Source organism: Saccharothrix longispora (assembly GCF_031455225.1).
In the GTDB taxonomy this organism is placed as follows: Bacteria; Actinomycetota; Actinomycetes; order Mycobacteriales; family Pseudonocardiaceae; genus Actinosynnema; species Actinosynnema longispora.
Window position 1 is genome coordinate 1204046 of the sequence record NZ_JAVDSG010000001.1, and the last position, 20858, is coordinate 1224903.

Sequence of the window (20858 nt, forward strand, 5' to 3'; positions counted from 1 at the left end):
TTCCGGGAGCGCTCCCAGGAATGGTCTGGTGTGTCCCTGCGTTCGTGGCGGTCGCAGGATGGGTTGCCCGTGTCAGTGAAACGATTCAATCGGACTCGCGTGGAACTCTGGAAAGCGCTATCCAGTGGTGTGGAGTAGTTGGTCCGTTTGCCTGGTGAGGTGTCGAGAACTCCGGATCACGTTGCTGCTCAGGCTGTTCGATCGCCGACGGCGGGTGAGCTAGACCGTACGAACGTCGCCGTCCCGGTGTCAACAGCTCTGCCGAAAAGTTTCGCCCCCCGTCCGTCGCCTCGGTGTCGCGTCTCGCTTGGCGGTGGACGAGTGGGTGCTTCGTCGCCCGAATGGTGCAGTGCGAACACCGAATTCATCTGGGAGCGTTACCAGTAGGTCCGGCCTCCTGGCGGACCTGGGCGGTGTGTCTCGTGGCGGCGGGGCACACCGCCGTTCGCTTCTGCGACCGGCCGGTGGGAGGTCCCGTCCAGTGGACCTCCCCACCGGCCGGACGATCAGGGGACCTCGGGGTGGATCTGCGTCTCCCGGCCGGTGACGACGTCGATCGCGAACACCCGCTCGACCCTGGGGTTGGCCTGGAGCGTCGGGAAGTCCGCCAGCTCGACCGGGTCGTCCTCGGCGCGGTTGGGGCCGACCAGGACGTAGACGTCGCCGTTGGCGCTGCGGGCAGGGCTGGCGGAGACGGTGTCCGACACCTCGCGGCCCGACTGCCCGGCCGCTTCGGGACCTGACTGGTCGCGACCGTCCAGGTTGGTCATGAACTCCACCAGGTCCATGAAGGAGTGCCGCTGCCCCTGGGCGTCGATGGTGTCGCCGGCCCAGAAGAAGGAGCCTTCGCCCTTGGTGGCGAGGATGTCGCGGATGTTCTCCTGCCAGCGCTCGCCCTCCTCGGCGGGGAGGTCGCGCAGGTCGAGGCACGGCTTGCCGTCCACCGAGGTGACGGGGAAACCGTGCTGGTCGCGCTCCGACCGCTCGCCCTGCTCACCGCCGCCACCCGCACCGCCGCCGCCTTCGCCGCCACGACCCTCGTGATCGCGCTCCTCGCGGTCGCGACCGCGGTCGTCGCGGTCGCGGCCTTCGCCGTCGCGGCCGTGACGATCGTGCTCCTCGTGGTCGCCGCCCTGCTGGTCACGACCGTCGCCGTGTCGGCCGGGACGTTCCTCACCCGAGGCGTCACGGTCGCCGCGACCGCCCTGTTCCTTTGGCGGCTGCTCGCCGCGACCAGGGGTGTCGGGAAGCGTGCCGCCTGGAGTGCCCGAACCGCTGCCCGTGCCGAGGTCGGGGATGCCGGGCTGCTTGAACAGGTCTTTCGGGACCTCGGGAATCGGGGGCGTCGCCGGTGGGGTCATGCCTCCGGACGGCGTCGTCCCACTGGAGCCCGAAGGCGCACCAGCGCTGCCGCCCGTACCCAGGTCGGGGATGCCGGGCTGCTTGAACAGGTCCTTCGGGACCTCGGGAATGGGTGGCATCGGTGGTGGGGTCGGCGTTGCCGCGTTCGATCCCGAGGGTGCGCTGGAGCCGCCCGAAGTTCCCGAGCCGCTGCCGGGCAGGCTGCCGGAGCCGCCGGTCGAGGTGCTGCCCGTGCCGAGGTCGGGGATGCCGGGCTGCTTGAACAGGTCCTTCGGCACTTCCGGGATCGGAGGCGTGGGCGGCGGCGTGGTGCCCGCTGAGGGCGTGGTGCCGCTGGTCGGGGTCTTCGCGCCTGCCGGCGACTCGGCACCGGTGCGGTCGGTCGTGGGGCTGTTCCTGAGGGCGTCCGCGAGGCCGCCACCACCGCCACCGCCACCGCTCCCGGTGCCGCTGGGGACGGCAGGCGGGTCGGGGATCTCGGGGAAGGCGGGCACGGGTGCCGGGGTCTGGGGCGTCGCGGACTGGGTGGGCGCGGCGGGCATCCGGGCGGCTGCGGCCCTGGTGTCCTCCGCCGAACCGCCGCCAGCCGGGGTGGAGGACGTGCCCGCCGGGCTGTTCGGGATCGTCGGCGTCGGGGGCATCTGACCGGTGGGGACTCCACCCGCCTGGGCGGTCGGCGCACCCCCGCCCTGACCTGTGGGCACGGCCTGGCCGGTGGGGGTCTCGGGGCCGGTGGACTTCGAGGCGTGCGTGGTGCCGTCCGCGCCGGGGACGTCCGCCGTCGGCGTGACCGGCGGGCCGTCGGTCCGGGACGGGGCGCCGCCACCATCCGGAGCGCCGGGAACCTGCTCGGTCGGGGGGACCGGCGGCCCCTGGGGCGCACCGGGACCGCCGGCGCCGCCCGCGGGTGCGCCCTGGGGCCTCTCGGCGATCTCGGCGGGTTCGATCCTGGCGAACTGCTCGCCGCCGGCGCGGTCGGCCTCCAGGTGGGTCTGCGCGGTGGCCTTCAAGCCCTCGCCCACCAGGCCGAGCGCCGAGGCGGCCTTGCCCGCAAGTTCGACCGACCTGCCGTTGGAGGCGTTGAACGCCTCGGCGGCGAACGTCCCGACGGTGCCGAACGCGTTGCCCGCCAGGGTCTGGCCGGACAGCGTCGACGAGACCTCCTGGTAACCGGCGCTCAGTTCGTCGGCCTGCTGCCGGAGCGCGTCCATCGCGGACTGCTCCATCGTGAAGCCGGATCCGCCGCCGGGAGGGGGCGTGCTGATCGTGGTGGGGGTCGGGTTGGTGACCATGGCGTTGCCTCCGCGGAACGCAGGGAGTGGACGGGCGGGGAGGTGCTGGGCGCGAGCGGCCGCGAGCCGCCGCGCCTACTCGGTCTCCTCGACCCTGCGGACCGCCGCCTGGTGGGTGGCCGTCACCCCGCGAGCCTCCACCGGCTCGGCGGTGCGGTAGTGGGTGACGGCCTCTGCGGCACGCGCCATCGGCTGGAGCTGCTCGTGCTGGACGGGCGCCTCCATGCGGACGGCTTGCATGGGTTCGGCTTGGACCGCGTAGCGCGCTTGCGCTTGCATGGGTTCGGCTTGGACCGCGTAGCGTGCCTGTGCCTGCATCGGCTCGGCGTCGGCCTGGCGCACGGCGTGACGTACCTGCATCGACTCCTCCGCCGGGAGCAGGCGTGCGCTTTCCATGGGGCGCAGCGCCACCGACTCCTCGGCCGAGAGCAACCGCGCGCTCTGCATGGGCCGCAGCGCCTCCGACCGCTCTGCGGCCACCAGGTGCCCGCTCTCCATGGGCCGCAGCGACTCCATGGGCCGAATCGCTTCCGCGGAGCGCAGCGATTCCATGGGTCGGAGCGCTTGCACTGCCGGCTCACCCTGGACGGCCTCGCCCCGGAGCAGCATCCGACTGGCGGCGGTGCGGGCCGTCGCCGTCCCGCCACCCGCCGCGGCCTCGAAACGCTCCCAGCGCTGCCCGACCTCGTCGGAGATGGTGTCGAGCTGCTTGACCCGGTCGACCTGGCGGGTCAGCGCCGCGTTCAGGTCGTCCATCTTGGCCGCGATGCTCGTGCCGAGCTGGGTCGCGCTGCTCACCACCCCGCCCAGGAACACCGCGATGGACGCGCCGAAGGTCGCCGGGGCGAGGACGTAGGCGCTGATCGCGCCCGGCACCAGCGAGTCGGAGTACTGGCCGACCGTGTAGAGCAGGGCCTCGCGCAGCGCCTGCACCATTCCGCCGGTGTGCTCGACGACCACGCCCTTCTTGGCCACGGCGGCGGCCAGCGATCCCAGCTCCTCGCCGAGCGCCTCCATGCTGTCCTGGTAGGCCTCCTGGGCCTTGCCGGTCCAGCCCTGGGGCTTGGCGAGCGTCTCGCGCTGCCGCTCGGCCAGCTCGCGCATCCTCTCGGCGCTGGAGCGGATCATCTCCGCGGTCGCCCGCACGCTCTGCGGGTCGCCCTGCAACTGGTCGATCGGCTCCCGCAGGAAGGCCACGTAGTCGACCGCCCAGCCCGCGACGCCCTGGAGGGTCGCGAACGGGTCGGCGGGGATCTGACCGCCGGTGGGCATGCCCACCACGGACTGCGGCTCGGCCTCCGCCTCCCTGCCGATCGCCTCGATCCGCTGGTCGACGTCCCCGCCGGCCGCGCTCCTCCGGAGCGCGGTGTGCACGGGAGCCGCCGTGGCGGTGCCTGTTGCCATGAGCCGGACCTTCCTCAGAGCGCTGGGTTCGAGCCGAGGCGGTCCCGTGGACGCCTGACTCGCAGAGTCAAGTGATCGCCGCCAACGCCGCGCCAACGCCGATCCAACGATCGGTGCCGCTCCGATCGCGTGCCGGAGCGGGGGTGGGACGACCTCGCCGGGGTGCCGGGAGCGACCGGGGGGCGCGTTTGAACCAGATACCCCCTAGGGGTATGGTGTGACTGTTCGTCACACGTGAAGGGTTCACCATGAACGCAACAGCGAAGCTCTCCGCCTACGGCGTGGCGCTCGCCCTGGTCGCCGCGGGCGCCTGGGCGGTCGGGAGCGCTGTCGGTCCCCTGTCCGTCGAGGCCGCGGGCCACGACGAGGTCGGCGCGGAGGGCGCCGGCCACGGGGACGACCACGGCGCCGCCGTCGCGGAAGCGGCGCAGGACCGGCCGGCCGGGCTGGCGTCGTCCCGGGGCGGGTACACCCTCGCGCCCGTCGGCACGACGTTGACCGCCGGGGCCACCGACACCTTCTCCTTCCGGATCACCGGGCCGGACGGCCACGCCGTGACCGCCTTCGACGTCGAGCACGACAAGCGGATGCACCTGATCGCGGTGCGCCGTGACACCTCCGGGTTCCGGCACGTCCACCCCGAGATGGCCGCGGACGGCACCTGGACGACCTCCCTGCCGGTCGCGGGCGCGGGTTCCTACCGGGTGTTCGCCGACTTCACGCCCACCGGCGGCGAGGCGACCACCCTGGGGACCGACGTCACCGCGGCCGGGCAGTTCGAGCCGCAGCGGTACGAGCCGTCCCGGGTGGCCCGCGTCGACGGCTACGAGGTGCGGCTGGACGGCGAGCTCACGCCGGGCGAGGCGTCCCCCGTGCGGCTCACCGTGACCAGGGACGGCGTCCCGGTCACCGACCTCCAGCCCTACCTGGGGGCCTACGGCCACCTGGTGGCGCTGCGGCAGGGAGACCTCGCCTACCTGCACGTCCACCCGGAAGGCGCCCCCGGTGACGGGGCGACGGCCGCCGGACCGGAGGTCGCGTTCGTGGCCGAGGTGCCGTCGGCGGGCGGCTACCGCCTGTTCCTGGACTTCCGGCACGACGGCGTCGTGCGCACCGCCGAGTTCACGGTGACCACCGAGGAGGGGCACGGGCATGGCTGACGCGCGGCTCGAACTGTCGATCACGGGCATGACCTGCGCGTCCTGCGCGAACCGGGTCGAGCGCAAGCTGAACAAGCTCGACGGCGTGACCGCGACGGTCAACTACGCCACCGAGAAGGCCCACGTCACCTTCCCCGACGACGTCGACCCGCGGGTGCTGGTCGAGCAGGTCGAGGCCGCCGGGTACGGGGCCGTCCTGCCCGCCGGACCGGAGCAGCCCGAGGCGGTCGAGGAGGACCCGACCAGGTCCCTGCGGCAGCGGCTGGTCGTCTCGGCCGCGCTCGCGGCGCCGGTGATCGCGATGGCCATGGCGCCGGCCCTCCAGTTCACCCACTGGCAGTGGATCTCGCTCACGCTGGCCGCGCCGGTGCTGGTGTGGGGCGCGTGGCCGTTCCACCGGGCCGCCTGGACCAACCTGCGGCACGGCGCCGCCACCATGGACACGCTGATCTCGATGGGCACGATCGCGGCGTTCGGCTGGTCGCTGTACGCGCTGCTGTTCGGCACCGCGGGCACGCCCGGCATGACCCACCCGTTCGAGCTCACCGTCCAGCGCACCGACGGCGCCGGCTCGATCTACCTCGAAGTCGCCGCCGGCGTGACCACGTTCATCCTCGCCGGCCGGTACTTCGAGGCGCGCTCCAAGCGCCGGGCCGGAGCCGCGCTGCGGGCGCTGCTCGAACTGGGGGCCAAGGACGTGGCCGTGCTGCGCGGCGGTCGCGAGACCCGCGTCCCGATCGCGGAACTCGTCACCGGCGACCGGTTCATCGTCCGGCCGGGCGAGAAGGTCGCCACCGACGGCGTCGTCGACGAGGGCAGCTCCGCGATCGACGCGAGCATGCTCACCGGCGAATCCGTGCCGGTCGAGGTCGGTCCCGGTGACGCCGTGGTCGGCGCGACCGTCAACGCCGGCGGTCGGCTGGTCGTCAGGGCCACCCGGGTCGGCTCGGACACGCAGCTGGCGCAGATGGCCCGGCTGGTCGAGGACGCCCAGAGCGGCAAGGCCGAGGCGCAACGGCTGGCCGACCGCGTCTCCGGCGTGTTCGTCCCGGTCGTCATCGCCCTGGCCGTCGGCACGCTGGCGTTCTGGCTCGGCGCGGGCGGGGGAGCGTCGGCCGCGTTCACCGCGGCGGTGGCGGTGCTGATCATCGCCTGCCCGTGCGCCCTGGGCCTCGCCACGCCGACCGCGCTGCTGGTGGGCACCGGTCGGGGCGCGCAGCTCGGCGTCCTGATCAAGGGGCCCGAGGTGCTGGAGTCCACCCGGCGCGTGGACACCGTCGTGCTGGACAAGACCGGCACCGTGACCACCGGCCGGATGAGCCTGGTCGCCGTGCGCACCGCGCCCGGCGTGGACGAGGACGAGGTGCTGCGCCTGGCGGGCGCGCTGGAGCACGCCTCCGAGCACCCCGTCGCCAGGGCCATCGCCGCCGGCGCCGCCGAACGCGTCGGTGACCTGCCCGAGGTCGACGGGTTCCGGAACCACGAGGGCGTGGGCGTGCAGGGCGTGGTCGACGGGCACGCGGTCGTCGTCGGCCGCGAACGGCTGCTGGCCGAGTGGGCCGTCCACCCCGACGAGGAACTGGCCGAGGCCAAGCGGGCGGCCGAGCGGCGCGGGCACACCGCCGTCCTGGTCGCCTGGGACGGGCGGGCCAAGGCGGTCCTGGCGGTCGCCGACACGGTCAAGCCGACCTCGGTCGAAGCCGTTCGGCGCCTGCGCGACCTGGGGCTGACCCCGATCCTGCTGACCGGCGACAACGAGGCCGCGGCCCGCGCCGTGGCCGCCGAGGTCGGCATCGACGAGGTCGTCGCCGAGGTCCTGCCGGAGGACAAGGTCGACGTGGTGGCGCGGCTCCAGGCCGAGGGCAGGGTCGTGGCGATGGTCGGTGACGGCGTCAACGACGCCGCAGCCCTGGCCAAGGCCGACCTGGGCCTCGCGATGGGCACCGGCGCGGACGCCGCGATCGAGGCGAGCGACCTGACCCTGGTGCGCGGCGACCTGCTCGCCGCCGTGGACGCCATCCGGCTCGCCCGCCGCACCCTGGCGACCATCAGGGGCAACCTGTTCTGGGCGTTCGCCTACAACGTGGCCGCCCTGCCGCTGGCCGCCGCCGGCCTGCTCAACCCGATGATCGCCGGGGCCGCCATGGCGTTCTCCAGCGCGTTCGTGGTCGGCAACAGCCTGCGGCTGCGCGGTTTCCGGGGCACACCGCCGGCCGGGGCCGGAACCGCCGCGCCCCGGACCGCTGCCACCGGAGCCGACGCCGGCAGGCGCGTCGACCGGGTCGGCCGGTGAAGCCGTTCCCGGCCGTGCGATCCCGACCGCCGCCGGGAGGCGACGGGGCTGGACCGGCGGCCGGGCGCGGTGCGGAGGGGGCGTCAGCCCATGATCTGCCGCTCCGGTTCGATGAGCGCCACGACGCGGTCGTCGCCGCGCGGGTAGGGGCCGCCGGTGTACTTGGTGGAGATCCGGTCGACGATCTCCCAGGCGGCGTCGCCCTCGACCCACCGGACGACCCGGCCGCGGACGGCGACCGGCTGCAACGGGTTGTCGACCGGGGTCAGGGAGAGCGCGACCCGCGGGTCGCGGCGCAGGTTGCGCGCCTTGCGGGAGCCCGGGCCGGTGAAGACCACGACGTGCTCGCCGTGCGTGCCGACCCAGACGGGGACGGAGTGCGGCGCGCCGTCGGGGAGGACGGTGGCGAGGTGGGCGATCGAGGTGCCGTCGAGCACGCGGCGCACGTCGGGGTCGAGCATCGTGGTCGTCTCCTGGGGTCGGGTGGGGGACCCCGCGCGTCCCGGCGGTCCTCCCCTGGGCCTTCGAGGGGCGTGACCGTAGCAGTCCGCCCCCGGCGCACCCGGCCGCCGCCGGGACACGGGCAGCGCCTACTTCCGGCCGTGGTCGGCGCACGTGCCGTGCCATAGCGTCGATCGCCTGGTGGGACGATCGAACGGAGTGCGCGATGGGATCCAGGCACAGAGCCACCTCGATGGCGCTACGAGCGGGTGTCGCGACAGGCGTGGTGGGGCTCGCGCTCGTCGGCGTCACGGTGCCCGCGGCCACGGCGGAGGACCGGGTGGTGCGGGCCGACCAGGCCGTGACCAGGGCGTGCCACGCCTCCCTGCTGCCACCCGGCACGGCCGGAGTGGACCGGCGCGAGGTCACCTCGGACGTCGACGGCCTGGTGCAGGCCCGCCTGGCGCCGGGCGACGGCCGTGAGGGCGACTGGGACGTCGCCGTGTTCGACGAGGCGGACGGCGCGGTCGTCGCCGCGTCCGCCGCGCTGCGCAGCCGCGAGCTGGCCGAGAGCTTCGTGACCAAGGGGCAGCGGCTCGTCGTCCAGGCGTGCCGCTACGCGGGCCCCGCCCGCACGGCCACGCTGGGCGTGGACTTCCTCGCCCTGACGCCGCGGGGCACGCCGACCACCGTCGAACGCGCCGAGGTCGTGCGCGTCGAGACGCCGCGGCAGGAGGACAAGGACGCCCTGCTCGGCCTCGACCTGGACCTCACCGAGAAGGGCGACGCCACCGGCGTCGAGGTCGTGCTCGCCGGCGACGCGGACCGCGCGACCCTGCGCGACAGCGGCTTGAAGCACACCACGGTGGACCCGGACCTGTCCCGGACCTCCCGCGACGCCGCCGCGCGGGACCGCGCGTACGCCGCCAGGGGACGTGCGTCGGGGCTGCCCTCCGGCCGCACCTCCTACCGGCACCTCTACGAGTACGAGTACGAGCTGAAGGAGCTGGCGCGCGGCAACCCCCGGCTGGTCCGGGCGTTCACGCTGCCCGAGCCGACCGTCGAGGGCCGCGACGTGGTGGCGGTCGAGATCGCGAAGGACGTCGACAACGCCGCCGACGGCAAGCCCGTCAACCTGCTCATGGGCGTGCACCACGCCCGCGAGTGGCCGGCCGGCGAGCACGCGATCGAGTGGGCCCACGAGCTGGTCAACGGCTACCACCGGGACCGGTCGATCCGGTCGCAGGTCGTGAAGACGCGCAACATCGTCGTGCCGATCGTGAACGCGGACGGCTTCTCCGTCTCCCGCGAGGCCGAGCCGAACGGCGACTTCGCCCGGTTCAACTACGAGATGAAGCGCAAGAACTGCCGCGCGGACGACTCGCCGCCGCAGCTGCGCACCGGGGTCTGCAAGGCCAACCCCGGCGGTCGCGACCGGGGCACCGACCCGAACCGCAACTACGCCGGTTTCTGGGGCGGCGCGGGCGCGGGCCTGACGTGGAGCAGCGAGACGTTCCGCGGCCCGGAGCCGTTCTCCGAGCCGGAGACCCGCAACATCCGCTCGCTGGTCTCCTCGCGGGCGGTCACCAACCTGATCACGCTGCACACCTACGGCAACCTGGTGCTGCGCCCGCCGGGCGTGGCCGCGGTGCGCGCGCCGCTGGAGGAGCCGGTCGTCAAGGCGCTGGCCGACCGGATGGCCTCGCGCAACGGCTACGACAGCATCCCGTCGTGGGGCCTGTACGACACGACCGGCAGCACCGAGGACTGGTCGTACTGGGCCACCGGCGGGTTCGGGTTCACCTTCGAGATCAACCCCGCGGGCTTCCACCCGCCGTACGAGGACGCCGTCGTCGCCGAGTACGTCGGCGCGGCGCCGGCGGCGGGCGCGGGCAAGGGCGGCAACCGGGCCGCGTTCCTGGACATGCTCGCCAACGCCGCCGACCCGGCCGCGCACTCCACGCTGGTCGGCACCGCGCCGCACGGGTACCAGCTCAAGGTGCACAAGACGTTCCGGACGCCGACCTCGCCCGTCCGCCAGGCGGACGGCTCGACCACGCCGCCGATCCAGGTCACCGACACGGTCGAGTCGAGGTACTCGTCCACCGGGGGCCGGTTCACGTGGGCGGTCAACCCCTCGACGCGCCCGTACGTGGCCGGTCGCCACGGCCGCGACCCGCAGGGCCCGCCGCAGGCCGCGATCACCCTGGCGAACCCGCCCGGCGTGCCCGCGGAGAACACCTCGTTCCCCGGCAACCCGGTGGCCGAGCGCATCCCGTTCACCGTGCAGGGCCCGCCCGCGGCGGACAACGGCCGGTTCGACGTGTCGGTCTCCTGGACGTCCACCCGCACCGACTGGGACCTGTTCGTCCTCGACGCCGCGGGGCAGGTGGTCGCGCAGTCGGCGAACGGCGGCACGAACTCCGAGCGGGCCACCCTGCTCGACCCGCCGGTCGGCGAGTACACCGCGGTCCTGGTGAACTACGACCAGGTCGACCCGGCCGACCCGGACGACTGGACCGGCGGCGTGGTCGAGTTCGCCCCGCCGGTGCCGCCGACCTACGGCGTGGCGGAGGCGTACACCCTGACCTGCGCGGACCGCGACGGCCGGCTGGTCGGCCTGACCGACGTCTTCGTCGACCGCGGCGAGACCGTGGACGTGGGCGACGTCTGCACCGACTCCGCCCGCGCCACCAAGCAGAGGCGGCGCTGACCGCCGGGTCCGGCGGCTCCCGCACCCCGGAGCCGCCGGGCCCGGACCGCGCACCGCGGTCCCGTGTTCCGGTCGGCGTCCAGGCCTCGATCGGGTGGTTTGACCCTCCCGCTTTCCGGGGCATTCGATCGTTCCCGAAGGTCCCCCCCGGAGAGCAGGAGCGATCATGACGGCACCGGTGCGCGGCACCGACCGGTATTGGGCGTCGATGGACAAGGTCGCGGCCGACTTCGTGCTGGCGCTCCGTGAAGGTGGCCGGGACGACGAGGAGTGGGTGCGCGTCGTGGGCGACGCGCACGGACCCGACGGCCTGGTCGACCTGGTGGCGCTGCTGCTCCGGCACCTCCACCTGTCCTACCCGGGCCTGGCGCGCACCCCCGGGGGTGGCGTTGACCTGGACGCGCTGGTGGTCACCAAGGAGGACGCGATCTCCGTGCTGCTGGACGCGTCGGAGTGGGCGCGCGCCGACGGCGAGGCCGTGCCCGACGTCGGCCACATCACCCTGGCCGACCGCATGGCCGCCGCCGCCGAACGGGTGTGCCCGGTGGTGCAGGCCGCCCTGGACGCCGCCGCGGCGTCCCCGAACGCCTGGTCGGTCACCCCCGTGCGCAGGGTGCTGGACGACCTCGACCGCGACCCCTACAGCATCACCAGGACCCTCGCCCTCGTGGCCGACGCGATCACGACGGCGGCGCGGCGCACGTCCGGCTGAACCGGGTGTGCCCGCCGGACCGCGTCGTCCGGTGGGCACGGTGCCGGGTCGGGGCTGGAGGCACGAGGGTGCCGGACCCGGCCCGGCCCGGGTCCGTGCCCCGGCCGGGTTCGGTCGCGGCGTGCGGGAGGCCGTGCCGGGGGAGCGGCTGCTCGCGTTCCGGAGCCGGGCGCGACCTGGCCGTCATCGGGTTGCGGGAGAACCCGGTGTGCGAGCACCCACCCCTGTCGCTGACCTGCCTCCACGTGTGGCTGGAGCACTACGGTCGCCGAGAGGGCGAGTCGGTGCTGGACCGCCTCTCGGCGACGTTTCCGGCACACGTGCGCGTGGTCGCCGAACGCGGGCTACCCGCCTGTCGAACCCGCCGACCGGGCCGCGAGGTCGGACGAGGCGTGTGTCGCACATCGAGGTCGGTGTCGCCGAAGAGGACCTTGACCGGCACGCGAAGTAGGTCGGATACTGGCGGGAAAGCGCTTTCCGAGAGGGGTTCGCGTGAACGAGGTCGTCATCGCACCCGCCCGGCCCGCCCGCACGACGGGCTGCCGCCGGCACCTGGGCCGCTCCGCCCCGGGGCTGCCGCTGTGAGCGCGGTGACCGTGCGGCACGACCTCGGGTCCGCGCTGACGGTCTCGGCCGGGGACGTGGACCTGGTGCGCTACACCTACGTGCCCGACACGCCGCGGCGGGAATCGCCCAAGCCGTTCCTGCACCCGGTCCGCACGCGGGCGGGGCGGCTGGTGAGCCTGTTCCGCCCGCACGACCACGTGTGGCACAAGGGCATCGCGTGGTCGCTGCCGAACGTCGGCGACGAGAACTTCTGGGGCGGCCCCACGTACGTCCGCGGGCGGTCCTACGTCCAGCTGGACAACAACGGCGCGCAGCGGCACCGCCGGGTGGTCGACATCGGCGTCGAAGGGGGGACCGCGTGGTTCGCCCACGAGCTGGACTGGGTCGCGCAGGCCGGGCGCACCGTGCTCACCGAGCGCCGGACCCTCACCGCGTCCTTGCTGCCCGGCGCGGCGTGGGCGCTGACCTTCGACACGACGATGACCAACACCTCCGGCGGGGACATCGCCTTCGGCTCGCCGACGACCAAGGGCAGGGAGAACGCGGGGTACGGCGGGTTCTTCTGGCGCGGCCCGCGTTCGTTCACGGGCGGGACCGTCGTCGCACCGGACGGCGTGGGCGGTGACGAGCTGCGCGGTCGCCGGGGCGAGTGGATGGCCTTCGTGGGCCGCCACGACGACGAGACCGGCGAGGGCGCGGAATCCGCGGTGGTCGTGGTGGACCACGTCGACAACCCGAACCACCCGCCGCGCTGGTTCGTCCGCTCCGAGGGGTTCGCCTGCCTGAACCCGGCGCCGTTCTTCAGCGAGGAGTTCGTGCTCGCCGACGGCGACGCGATGCGGTTCCGCTGCGGCGCGGGGATCGCCGACGGCGGCGTGGCCGACGTCGCGGCCCTGGCCGACGCGGTCCGCGACGCGCTGCGCCGGACCGGGGACGCACAGGGGCCGGGATGAGCACCTTCCCCGGTGGGACCTCGCTGTCGTTCCTCGACGTCTACGACGACGCGGCCCCGGACGGCGTGGTCGGTGGCAGCCCGCACCTGCACCTGGCCTCGACCGAGTGCTACGCGGTCGTGGGCGGGGAGGGCGAACTGCACACCGTCACCCCCGACGGCTGCCGCGAGATCCCGCTGCACCCCGGCGCGGTCGTCTGGTTCACCCCCGGCACCGTCCACCGGGCGGTCAACCACGGCGGCCTGCGGGTGGTCGTGCTGATGGGCAACGCCGGGTTGCCGGAGGCCGGTGACGCGGTGATGACCTTCCCGGCCGACGTGGTCGCCGACCCGGACCGCTACCGCGCGGCGGCGACCCTGCCGCCCAGGGCGACGGAGGCGGAACGCGCCGCCGACGCCCGCGCCCGCCGCGACCTGGCGGTCGAGGGCTTCCTCCCCCTCCGGGACGCGGTCCGCGCCGGGGACCCGGAACCGCTGCTGGCCTTCCACACCGCCGCCGCGGCCCTGGTCAGGGCACGCGCCGGCGGCTGGGGGGCGATCGTGCGCGGCGGTCCGCTCGACCAGGCCGGGGCCACCCTCGCACTGGTCGGGGACGTGGCCCGGGGCGTGGCCCCGCACCTGCGGCGGGCGGCCGTGCACGAGGCGCGGAGGCCGGAGCGGGTGTTCGGCATGTGCGGACGCCTGAGCCCGGTCGACGTGTCCGCCGCGCCACCCGCCGCACCCGCGGCCCGACCCGGACCACCGGACGAGGAGCGCCCTTCGTGACCAGCCGCACCTACACCTGCGCGATCGTCGGCACGGGCGCCATCGCCGGCGCCCACGCCGGGGCGATCGCGGCGCTGCCCGGCCGCGCCCGCCTCGTCGGGGCCGTCGACGTCGAGCCGGACCGGGTGGCCGCCTTCGGGGCGGAGTGGGACGTGCCCGCGCACCCGACCCTCGCCGACCTGCTCGCCGACCGGCGACCCGACCTGGTCCACCTGTGCACGCCACCGGGCACCCACCTATCCCTGGCGCTGGAGTGCCTGGCGGCGGGGGTGTCGCCGGTCGTCGAGAAGCCGCCGGTGCTGTCGTTGGCCGACCTCGACCGGCTGCGCGCCGCCGAGGCCGAGGCCGGGGTGCCGGTGGCCACGGTCTTCCAGCACCGCTTCGGCTCCGGCGCCGTGCGGTTGCGCCGCCTGCTGGCCGAGGGTGCGCTGGGCAGGCCGCTGCTGGCGTCGGCGGACACCCTGTGGTTCCGGGACGACGACTACTTCGCGGTCCCCTGGCGGGGGAAGTGGGAGCTGGAGGGCGGCGGGCCGACCATGGGGCACGGCATCCACCAGTTCGACCTGCTGCTGTCCGTCCTGGGACCGTGGAGCGAGATCAGCGCGGTCGCCGCCCGCCAGGCCCGGCCCACCGACACCGAGGACGTGTCCGCCGCGCTCGTGCGGTTCGACTCCGGGGCGGTGGCGACCGTGGTCAACTCGCTGGTCTCGCCCCGCCAGACCAGCCGGCTGCGCTTCGACTTCGAGCACGCCACCGTGGAGCTGGAGCACCTCTACGGCTACTCCGACGAGGACTGGCGGCTGACCCCGGCACCCGGGGCGCCCGACCCCGCCCCGGCGTGGGGGAGCGACCCGGTCGGCGTGCCCAGCGGTCACACCGCGCAGCTCGCCGCCGTGCTCGACGCCCTGGACGAGGGCCGCACCCCACCGGTCTCCACCGCCGACACGCGGATGACACTGGAGTTCGTCGCCGCCGTCTACGCCTCCGCGTTCACCGGCCGCGCGGTCGCTCGCGGCGAGATCACCGAGGGGCACCCGTTCCACGGCGGCATGGCCGGCGGCGGCGCGCCCTGGCCGCCCCGGTAATCCCGTTGGCGCCGCCCACCGCGCGGGCTAACCTGGTCGCCATGTGCACCGGTCACGCCGCCGCCCGTTCGGCGATGCGGCCCCGGTCCGCCGCCTGACGGCGGCGCACCGGGAAACCCTCCCTGCCCGCCGTCCCGGTCATCCGCCGGGCGGCGCCGCTTCGTGCTGCCCGGCTCCACCGAGAGCTGCGGAGCATCCCCTTGTCCACTACTCCACCCCACCTGCGCGCCGAAGGCGTCTCCGTCGTGCTGGGCGGCCGCGCGCTGCTCACCGACGTCTCCGTCACCGTCTCCTCCCGTTCCCGCCTGGCGATCGTCGGCGAGAACGGCCGGGGCAAGACCACCCTGCTGCACGTGCTCGCCGGGTCGCACGTCCCGGACCGGGGCTCGGTGCACCGAGCGGGCACGGTCGGGCTGTCCCGGCAGGCCCTGCCCGCCGGTCCCGGCGAGACGGTCGGCTCGCTGACCGACGAGTCCCTGCACGCCGCCCGCGCCGCCCTGCGCGCCCTCGACGAGGCCACCGACGACCTGACCCGGGGCGTCCCCGACGCCGATGGGCGGTACACCCGCGCGCTGGACGCGGCCACCCGCCTGGACGCCTGGGACGCCGAGCGCCGCCTCGACGTGGCCCTGGCCGGGTTGAACGCCTGCGCGGACCGGGACCGCGAACTGCGCACCCTCTCCGTCGGGCAGCGCTACCGGGTCCGGCTGGCCTGCCTCCTCGGGGCCGGGCACGACCTGCTGCTGCTGGACGAGCCCGGCAACCACCTCGACGCCGACGGCCTGGCCTTCCTCACCGACCGGCTGCGCGCCCACCGGGGCGGGCTGGCCCTGGTCAGCCACGACCGCACGCTGCTGCGCGAGGTGGCACACGAGTTCCTCGACCTGGACCCCACCCGGGACGGCCGGCCGCGCCTGTTCGCCGGGGGCTACCCGGCCTGGCGGGAGGGCCGCCGCCGCGAGCGGGCGCGGTGGGTGCGGGAGCACGAGGAGCAGCAGGCCGAGCAGCGCGGGCTGGCGGTCGCGCTGGACCAGGCCAGGTCGCGCCTCGGCACGGGGTGGCGGCCCGACAAGGGCACCGGCAGGCACCAGCGGCAGTCCCGCGCGCCGGGTGTCGTGCAGGCGCTCAACCGGGCGCGGGAGGCGCTGGTCGCGCACCGCGTCACCGTGCCCGAGCCGCCGTCGGCGCTGCGCTGGCCGGAGTCGGGCACCCGCCTCGGGACCGGGTTGGTGCGGGCGCACGCGGTGACGGTGGCCGGTCGGCTCGACCGGCCGGTCGACCTGACCCTGGACGGCGGCGACCGGTTGCTGGTCACCGGCGGGAACGGCACGGGCAAGTCCACGCTGCTGGGAGTGCTCGCCGGCGTGCTGGACCCGAGCGGTGGCGAGGTGCGGCGCCTGCCGGGCGCGCGGGTGGAGCTGATCGCGCAGGAGGTGCCGGACTGGCCGGGTGGGCTGACCGCGCGGGAGCTGTTCGAGCGGCAGGGCGTGCCCGGTTCCCCGACGGACTCCGGGTTGCTGGACCGGGAGGCCGCGCGCACCCCGGTGTCCCGGCTCTCGTCCGGGCAGCAGCGGCGGCTGGACCTGGCGCTGCGCCTGGCCGCCCGGCCGGACCTGGTGATCTTCGACGAGCCGACCAACCACCTCTCGCCGTCGCTCGTCGACGAACTCGCCGAGGCGATGGCGACCACCGGGGCGGCCGTGGTCGTGGCCACCCACGACCGGGGGCTGCTGGCGGAATTCGCGCACTGGCCCCGACTGGTGCTCGGGTGAGCGCGGGCGTGCTGCGATGTCCCCGTGGACCACCGCAGCCGCCGGGGTCCGGACGCCGGGACGCGGGCCACGGCGTCGGAGCTGGTCGGGGGAGAGAGTGCGCCGCGCTGTGGCGCGGGGTCGGCCGACCGTCCACAGCGGACGCGCCGGGCGGTCAGCGGCGGCGGAGTGCGGGGTCGAGCAGCGACGGCGGGGTGTCGTGCTTCTCGTCCGGGGCCAGGTCGGTGCCGGGGGCGACGATCGCGTCGATCGCGTCGAGGACGTCGGCGGTGAGCGCGGTGTCCGCGGCGGCGAGCTGCGCGTGCAGGTGCTCCGTCGTGCGCGGGCCGACGATCGCGCTGGTCACGCCGGGGTGGGCGGTCACGAACCCGAGCGCGAGCTGGATCATGGTCAGGCCCGCCGCGTCGGCGACCGCGGCCAGCCGCTCCACGGCGTCCAGCCTGGCCCGGTTGGCGGGGGTGGAGGTGTCGAAGCGCCGCGGCATGACCGTCGAGCGGTGGGTGGTGATCTCCCGGCCCGCGCGCACCGCGCCCGACAGCCAGCCGGAGGCCAGCGGGCTCCACACCAGCACGCCCATGCCGTACTCCTCGGTCACCGGCAGCACGTGGGCCTCGACACCGCGCTGGAGGGCGGAGTAGCTGGGCTGCTCGGTGGCGTAGCGGCCGAGGTGGTGCTCGCGGGCGGCCCACTGCGCCTGCACGATGCGGTGCGCGGGGAAGGTGGAGGAGCCGAAGTAGCGGATCTTGCCCGCGCGCCGGAGGTCGGTCAGCGCCGACAGCGTCTCCTCGTCGCTGGTGGTGGGGTCCCAGCGGTGGACCTGGTAGAGGTCGACGTGGTCCACGCCGAGGCGGCGCAGGCTGGCGTCCAGCGCGGTGACCAGCCACCGGCGCGAGCCGCCCCGGTGGTTGCGGTCGTCGCTCATGGGCAGGAAGGCCTTCGTGGCCAGCACGACGTCGTCGCGGCGGCCCGCGATGGCCCGGCCGACGATCTCCTCCGACTCGCCCCGGCCGTACGCGTCGGCGGTGTCGACGAGGTTGACCCCGGCGTCGAGGGCGGTGTGGACGATTGCGGTGGCCTCGTCCGGTGTGGTGCGCCCGATCGCGCCGAAGTTCATCGCGCCCAGCGAGAGGGTGCCGACCTGCACACCGGTGCGGCCCAAGGTGCGGTACTGCATGGGTGGTTCCTCCGTCGGGAGTGGTGGGGTCGCCGGCGGCCGCTGCGGCTATCATGCAAGCGGAACGTCGCTCCGTTAACCATACGGAGCGCTGTTCCGTTTTGCAAGCCGGTGGGTGCGGTGGTGGGAGGAGTGCTGCGGTGGGCGACGGCGACGAGGGCGCGACGCGCGCGACCCGGTCCAAGCGGGCGGACGCCCGGCGCAACGAGAAGACCCTGCTCGACGCCGCCGCCGCGGTCTTCGTCGCGTCGGGCGTGGAGGCGCCGGTGCGCGACATCGCGGCCCGGGCGGGTGTCGGGGTGGGCACGATCTACCGCCACTTCCCGACCAGGGCGGACCTCATCATCGCGGTGTACCGGCACCAGGTCGAGGCGTGCGCCGAGGCGGGGCCCGCGCTGCTGGAGGCCGGTCCCGGTCCGCACGCGGCGCTGGAGCGGTGGATCGACCTGTTCGTGGACTTCCTGGTGACCAAGCACGGGCTGGCCAACGTGCTCCAGTCCGACAACGCGGGCTTCGACGCCCTGCACACCTACTTCCTGGACCGCCTCGTGCCGGTGTGCGCCCGACTCCTCGACGCCGCGGCGGACGCCGGTGAGATCAGGCCGGGCGTGCGGGCGTTCGAGCTGATGCGCGGGGTCGGGAACCTGTGCATCGGCGCGGACGACCCGCGCTATGACGCGCGCCGGCTGGTCGGGTTCCTCGTCGCGGGGCTGCGCCCGCCGGGCCGACCGCCGGCCGGGTGAGGGCGCTCCCCGCTGCGAGAGCGCTCTCACCCGGCCATGCCGGCGGACGTGGACCTGCCGGTGGCAGGTGTCAGGTCGGGCACTTCACGGTGAAACCGGCCCGCAGCAACGCCGAGTCCCGGGACGACGGGCCGACGAGCAGCGTGAACTCGCCCGGCTCGACCACCCGACGGCCCCGCGCGTCCACGATGGTGCAGTCGGCCACCGGCACGTCCAGGTGCACGGTCGCGGTCGCGCCCGGCGCCAGCTCCACCTGCCGGAACGCCTTGAGCTCCTTGTCGGCCCAGCTGGCGGACGTGACGGTGTCGCTGACGTAGACCTGCACCGTCTCGCGCGCCGGGCGCGCGCCGGTGTTGCGCAGGGTCACCGCGGCCCGGACGTGGTCCTCGGGGCCGAGGACGTCGGTCTCCACGCGCAGGTCGTCGTACTCGACCCGGGTGTAGGACAGGCCCTCGCCGAAGGCGAACGCCGGGTCCTGCGTGAGGTCCGCGTACCGGCTGCCGTGCTGGCCGCGCACCTGGTTGTAGTAGGTGGGCTGCTGGCCGACGTGGCGGGCGAAGGAGATCGGCAGGCGACCACTGGGCTCGACCAGGCCGAGCAGCACCTCGGCCACGGCCCGCCCGCCCCGCATGCCGGGGTTGGCCGCCCACAGCAGCGCGGCGTCCCGGGTCGACGGGGGCAGCACCAGCGGCTTGGAGGCGAGCAGCACCACGACCAGCGGGGTGCCGGTCGCGGCGAGGGCGTCCAGCAGCGCGATCTGGCCGCCGACCAGGTCGAGCGTGGCGGTGGAGCGGCCCTCGCCGACCAGTTCGACGCGGTCGCCCACCACGGCCACCACGTAGTCGGCGGTGCGCGCGGCGGCGGTGGCCTCGGCGATCAGGGCCTCGTCCGGCGCGCTCGGCACCACCACCTGCGGGCGCGGCTGGCCGTCCGGGAACGTGTCGCCCTCGGGGTCCGGGGCGAGGACGAGGATGTCGGCGCCCCGGGCGTGCACGACCTCCCAGCCGTCGGGCACGTGCTCGCGCAGGCCGTCCAGCACGGTGGTGATCATCTCGCGCGGCTGGCCGTCGGGCAGCCAGTCCGCCTGCCCCGACGAGCCCGCCCAGTCGCCGAGCTGGGTCTGCGCGTCGTCGGCGAGCGGCCCGACGACGGCGATCCGGCGGGTGCGCCCCGGCGTGCCGACCGCGCGCCCGGTCGCGTCGGCGGTGAGGCCGCCGTCCAGCGGCAGGACGCCGTCGTTGCGCAGCAGCACCAGCGAGCGCCGGGCGACCTCCAGGTTGAGCGCGGCGTGGTCGGGGTGGTTGACCACGACCCGCTGCCGCTCCGCGTCGGGGCGTCGGGGGTCCTCGAACAGGCCCAGCTCGAACTTCAGCGCGAGGACGCGGGCCACGGCGCGGTCCAGGTCGGACTCGGCGAGCAGGCCCGACTCGACGGCCTCCAGCGCGCCTTCGAAGAACCCCGGCGTGGTCATGATCATGTCGTTGCCCGCGCGGACGGCGGCCGCGGCGGCGTGGGCGTAGTCGGGCTGCACGCGCTGCTCCCAGACCATGCGGCCGACGTTGTCCCAGTCGGTGATCAGGGTGCCGGTGTAACCCCACTCGCCGCGCAGCACCTCGTCGAGCAGCCAGTCGTTGACCGTGATCGGCACGCCGTCCGTGGTCTGGTAGCCCAGCATGAAGGTGCGGCAGCCCTCGCGCGCGACGCGCTCGAACGGCGGCAGGAACCACGAGCGCAGCTTGCGGCGCGACAGGTCCGCCTCGCTGGCGTCCCGACCGCCCTGGGTCTCGGAGTACCCGGCGAAGTGCTTGGCGGTGGCCAGGATCGCGGTCGGGTCGCCCAACCCGTCGCCCTGGTAGCCGCGCACCATCGCCGAGGCGAGTTCGCCGATCAGCACCGGGTCCTCGCCGAACGTCTCGTCGATCCGGCCCCACCGCAGGTCGCGCGCGATGCACAGCACGGGGGAGAAGGTCCAGTGCACGCCGGTGGCGGCGACCTCGACGGCCGTGGCGCGCGCGACCCGCTCGACCAGTTCGGCGTCCCAGGAGGCGGCCATGCCCAGCTGGGTCGGGAAGATCGTCGCGCCCTCGTGGAACGAGTGGCCGTGGATGCAGTCCTCGGCGACCAGCAGCGGGACGCGCAGCCGCGTGCGCGCGGTCAGGTCGTGCGCGCGCAGCACCCGCTCGGGCGAGGTGTGCAGGACCGAACCGACGTGCTTGCGCAGCACGTGGTCGTCGAGGTCCTCCCGGGAGTCCAGCTGCATCATCTGCCCGACCTTCTCCGGCAGGGTCATGCGCCCCAGCAGGTCCGCCACCCTCTCCGGGATCGGCCGGGCGGGATCGCGGAAGGGCAGGTCGTGGTCCATGCGTTCTCCAGTGTCCAGGTCACGGCGGAGCGTCGCCGCGGCTCGTGGGGCGGCTCGTCGC

At 74.8% G+C, this 20858-nt stretch carries 14 protein-coding genes; 9 read left to right on the forward strand and 5 right to left on the reverse strand.

What is annotated here, in order from left to right; translation table 11 throughout:
* Nucleotides 1-506 precede the first annotated feature (506 nt).
* Both J2S66_RS05405 and J2S66_RS05410 read right to left on the reverse strand, forming a co-directional pair.
* Nucleotides 507-2654 (reverse strand): hypothetical protein, encoded by a 2148-nt coding sequence (locus J2S66_RS05405; RefSeq protein WP_310304486.1) that lies wholly within the window; start codon nucleotides 2652-2654, stop codon nucleotides 507-509.
* 75 nt (nucleotides 2655-2729) lie between these two features.
* Nucleotides 2730-4058: a WXG100 family type VII secretion target gene (locus J2S66_RS05410; protein WP_310304488.1), complete on the reverse strand. Its 1329-nt coding sequence runs from the start codon at nucleotides 4056-4058 to the stop codon at nucleotides 2730-2732.
* A 248-nt stretch (nucleotides 4059-4306) separates the two neighbouring features.
* Between J2S66_RS05410 and J2S66_RS05415 the strand changes: the two genes are divergently transcribed.
* The gene (locus J2S66_RS05415) at nucleotides 4307-5218 is read left to right on the forward strand and encodes a DUF8832 domain-containing protein (protein ID WP_310304491.1); all 912 of its coding nucleotides are present in this window, start codon (nucleotides 4307-4309) and stop codon (nucleotides 5216-5218) included.
* Nucleotides 5211-7511, forward strand: coding sequence for a heavy metal translocating P-type ATPase (locus tag J2S66_RS05420; protein ID WP_310304494.1), 2301 nt, complete (start codon nucleotides 5211-5213; stop codon nucleotides 7509-7511). Before J2S66_RS05415 ends, J2S66_RS05420 begins: the two co-directional genes overlap by 8 nt.
* Before the next feature lie 83 nt (nucleotides 7512-7594).
* Here J2S66_RS05420 and J2S66_RS05425 read toward each other — a convergent pair whose 3' ends face one another.
* Nucleotides 7595-7972, reverse strand: coding sequence for a PPOX class F420-dependent oxidoreductase (locus J2S66_RS05425; protein ID WP_310304496.1), 378 nt, complete (start codon nucleotides 7970-7972; stop codon nucleotides 7595-7597).
* 233 nt (nucleotides 7973-8205) lie between these two features.
* On the opposite strand from J2S66_RS05425, the gene J2S66_RS05430 reads away from it, so the two are divergent.
* The 6 genes from J2S66_RS05430 to J2S66_RS05455 all read left to right on the forward strand — a co-directional run bounded on the left by J2S66_RS05430 (nucleotide 8206) and on the right by J2S66_RS05455 (nucleotide 16518).
* Nucleotides 8206-10665 carry a M14 family zinc carboxypeptidase gene (locus tag J2S66_RS05430; protein WP_310304499.1) on the forward strand — a complete coding sequence of 820 codons (2460 nt, stop codon included), beginning with the start codon at nucleotides 8206-8208 and terminating at the stop codon, nucleotides 10663-10665.
* Between the two features lie 166 nt (nucleotides 10666-10831).
* The gene (locus J2S66_RS05435; RefSeq protein ID WP_310304502.1) at nucleotides 10832-11377 is read left to right on the forward strand and encodes a hypothetical protein; all 546 of its coding nucleotides are present in this window, start codon (nucleotides 10832-10834) and stop codon (nucleotides 11375-11377) included.
* Between the two features lie 581 nt (nucleotides 11378-11958).
* Nucleotides 11959-12897 (forward strand): DUF6807 domain-containing protein, encoded by a 939-nt coding sequence (locus tag J2S66_RS05440; protein WP_310304506.1) that lies wholly within the window; start codon nucleotides 11959-11961, stop codon nucleotides 12895-12897.
* Nucleotides 12894-13661 (forward strand): cupin domain-containing protein, encoded by a 768-nt coding sequence (locus J2S66_RS05445; protein WP_310304508.1) that lies wholly within the window; start codon nucleotides 12894-12896, stop codon nucleotides 13659-13661. Before J2S66_RS05440 ends, J2S66_RS05445 begins: the two co-directional genes overlap by 4 nt.
* Nucleotides 13658-14746, forward strand: a complete 1089-nt coding sequence (locus J2S66_RS05450) for a Gfo/Idh/MocA family protein (RefSeq protein WP_310304509.1) — start codon at nucleotides 13658-13660, stop codon at nucleotides 14744-14746. The genes J2S66_RS05445 and J2S66_RS05450 overlap by 4 nt, the downstream gene beginning before the upstream one ends.
* A 194-nt stretch (nucleotides 14747-14940) precedes the next feature.
* Nucleotides 14941-16518: an ATP-binding cassette domain-containing protein gene (locus J2S66_RS05455; RefSeq protein WP_374726189.1), complete on the forward strand. Its 1578-nt coding sequence runs from the start codon at nucleotides 14941-14943 to the stop codon at nucleotides 16516-16518.
* A 154-nt stretch (nucleotides 16519-16672) separates the two neighbouring features.
* Here J2S66_RS05455 and J2S66_RS05460 read toward each other — a convergent pair whose 3' ends face one another.
* Nucleotides 16673-17692 (reverse strand): aldo/keto reductase, encoded by a 1020-nt coding sequence (locus tag J2S66_RS05460; protein WP_310304515.1) that lies wholly within the window; start codon nucleotides 17690-17692, stop codon nucleotides 16673-16675.
* Between the two features lie 140 nt (nucleotides 17693-17832).
* On the opposite strand from J2S66_RS05460, the gene J2S66_RS05465 reads away from it, so the two are divergent.
* The gene (locus tag J2S66_RS05465) at nucleotides 17833-18435 is read left to right on the forward strand and encodes a TetR/AcrR family transcriptional regulator (RefSeq protein ID WP_310304517.1); all 603 of its coding nucleotides are present in this window, start codon (nucleotides 17833-17835) and stop codon (nucleotides 18433-18435) included.
* A gap of 70 nt (nucleotides 18436-18505) precedes the next feature.
* On the opposite strand, the gene J2S66_RS05470 is transcribed toward J2S66_RS05465, so the two are convergent.
* Complete coding sequence (locus J2S66_RS05470) at nucleotides 18506-20797, reverse strand: exo-beta-d-1,3/1,6-glucosidase (RefSeq protein WP_310304521.1); 2292 nt, start codon at nucleotides 20795-20797, stop codon at nucleotides 18506-18508.
* Nucleotides 20798-20858: the final 61 nt, after the last annotated feature.

Bases quoted from the DNA above. Each gene is read 5' to 3' on its own strand.
- J2S66_RS05470 (WP_310304521.1), bottom strand. From the start codon at position 20,797: ATGGACCACGACCTGCCCTTCCGCGATCCCGCCCGGCCGATCCCGGAG.
- J2S66_RS05430 (WP_310304499.1), top strand. From the start codon at position 8,206: ATGGCGCTACGAGCGGGTGTCGCGACAGGCGTGGTGGGGCTCGCGCTC.
- J2S66_RS05420 (WP_310304494.1), top strand. From the start codon at position 5,211: ATGGCTGACGCGCGGCTCGAACTGTCGATCACGGGCATGACCTGCGCG.
- J2S66_RS05405 (WP_310304486.1), bottom strand. From the start codon at position 2,654: ATGGTCACCAACCCGACCCCCACCACGATCAGCACGCCCCCTCCCGGC.
- J2S66_RS05410 (WP_310304488.1), bottom strand. From the start codon at position 4,058: ATGGCAACAGGCACCGCCACGGCGGCTCCCGTGCACACCGCGCTCCGG.
- J2S66_RS05435 (WP_310304502.1), top strand. From the start codon at position 10,832: ATGACGGCACCGGTGCGCGGCACCGACCGGTATTGGGCGTCGATGGAC.
- J2S66_RS05460 (WP_310304515.1), bottom strand. From the start codon at position 17,692: ATGCAGTACCGCACCTTGGGCCGCACCGGTGTGCAGGTCGGCACCCTC.
- J2S66_RS05415 (WP_310304491.1), top strand. From the start codon at position 4,307: ATGAACGCAACAGCGAAGCTCTCCGCCTACGGCGTGGCGCTCGCCCTG.
- J2S66_RS05445 (WP_310304508.1), top strand. From the start codon at position 12,894: ATGAGCACCTTCCCCGGTGGGACCTCGCTGTCGTTCCTCGACGTCTAC.
- J2S66_RS05425 (WP_310304496.1), bottom strand. From the start codon at position 7,972: ATGCTCGACCCCGACGTGCGCCGCGTGCTCGACGGCACCTCGATCGCC.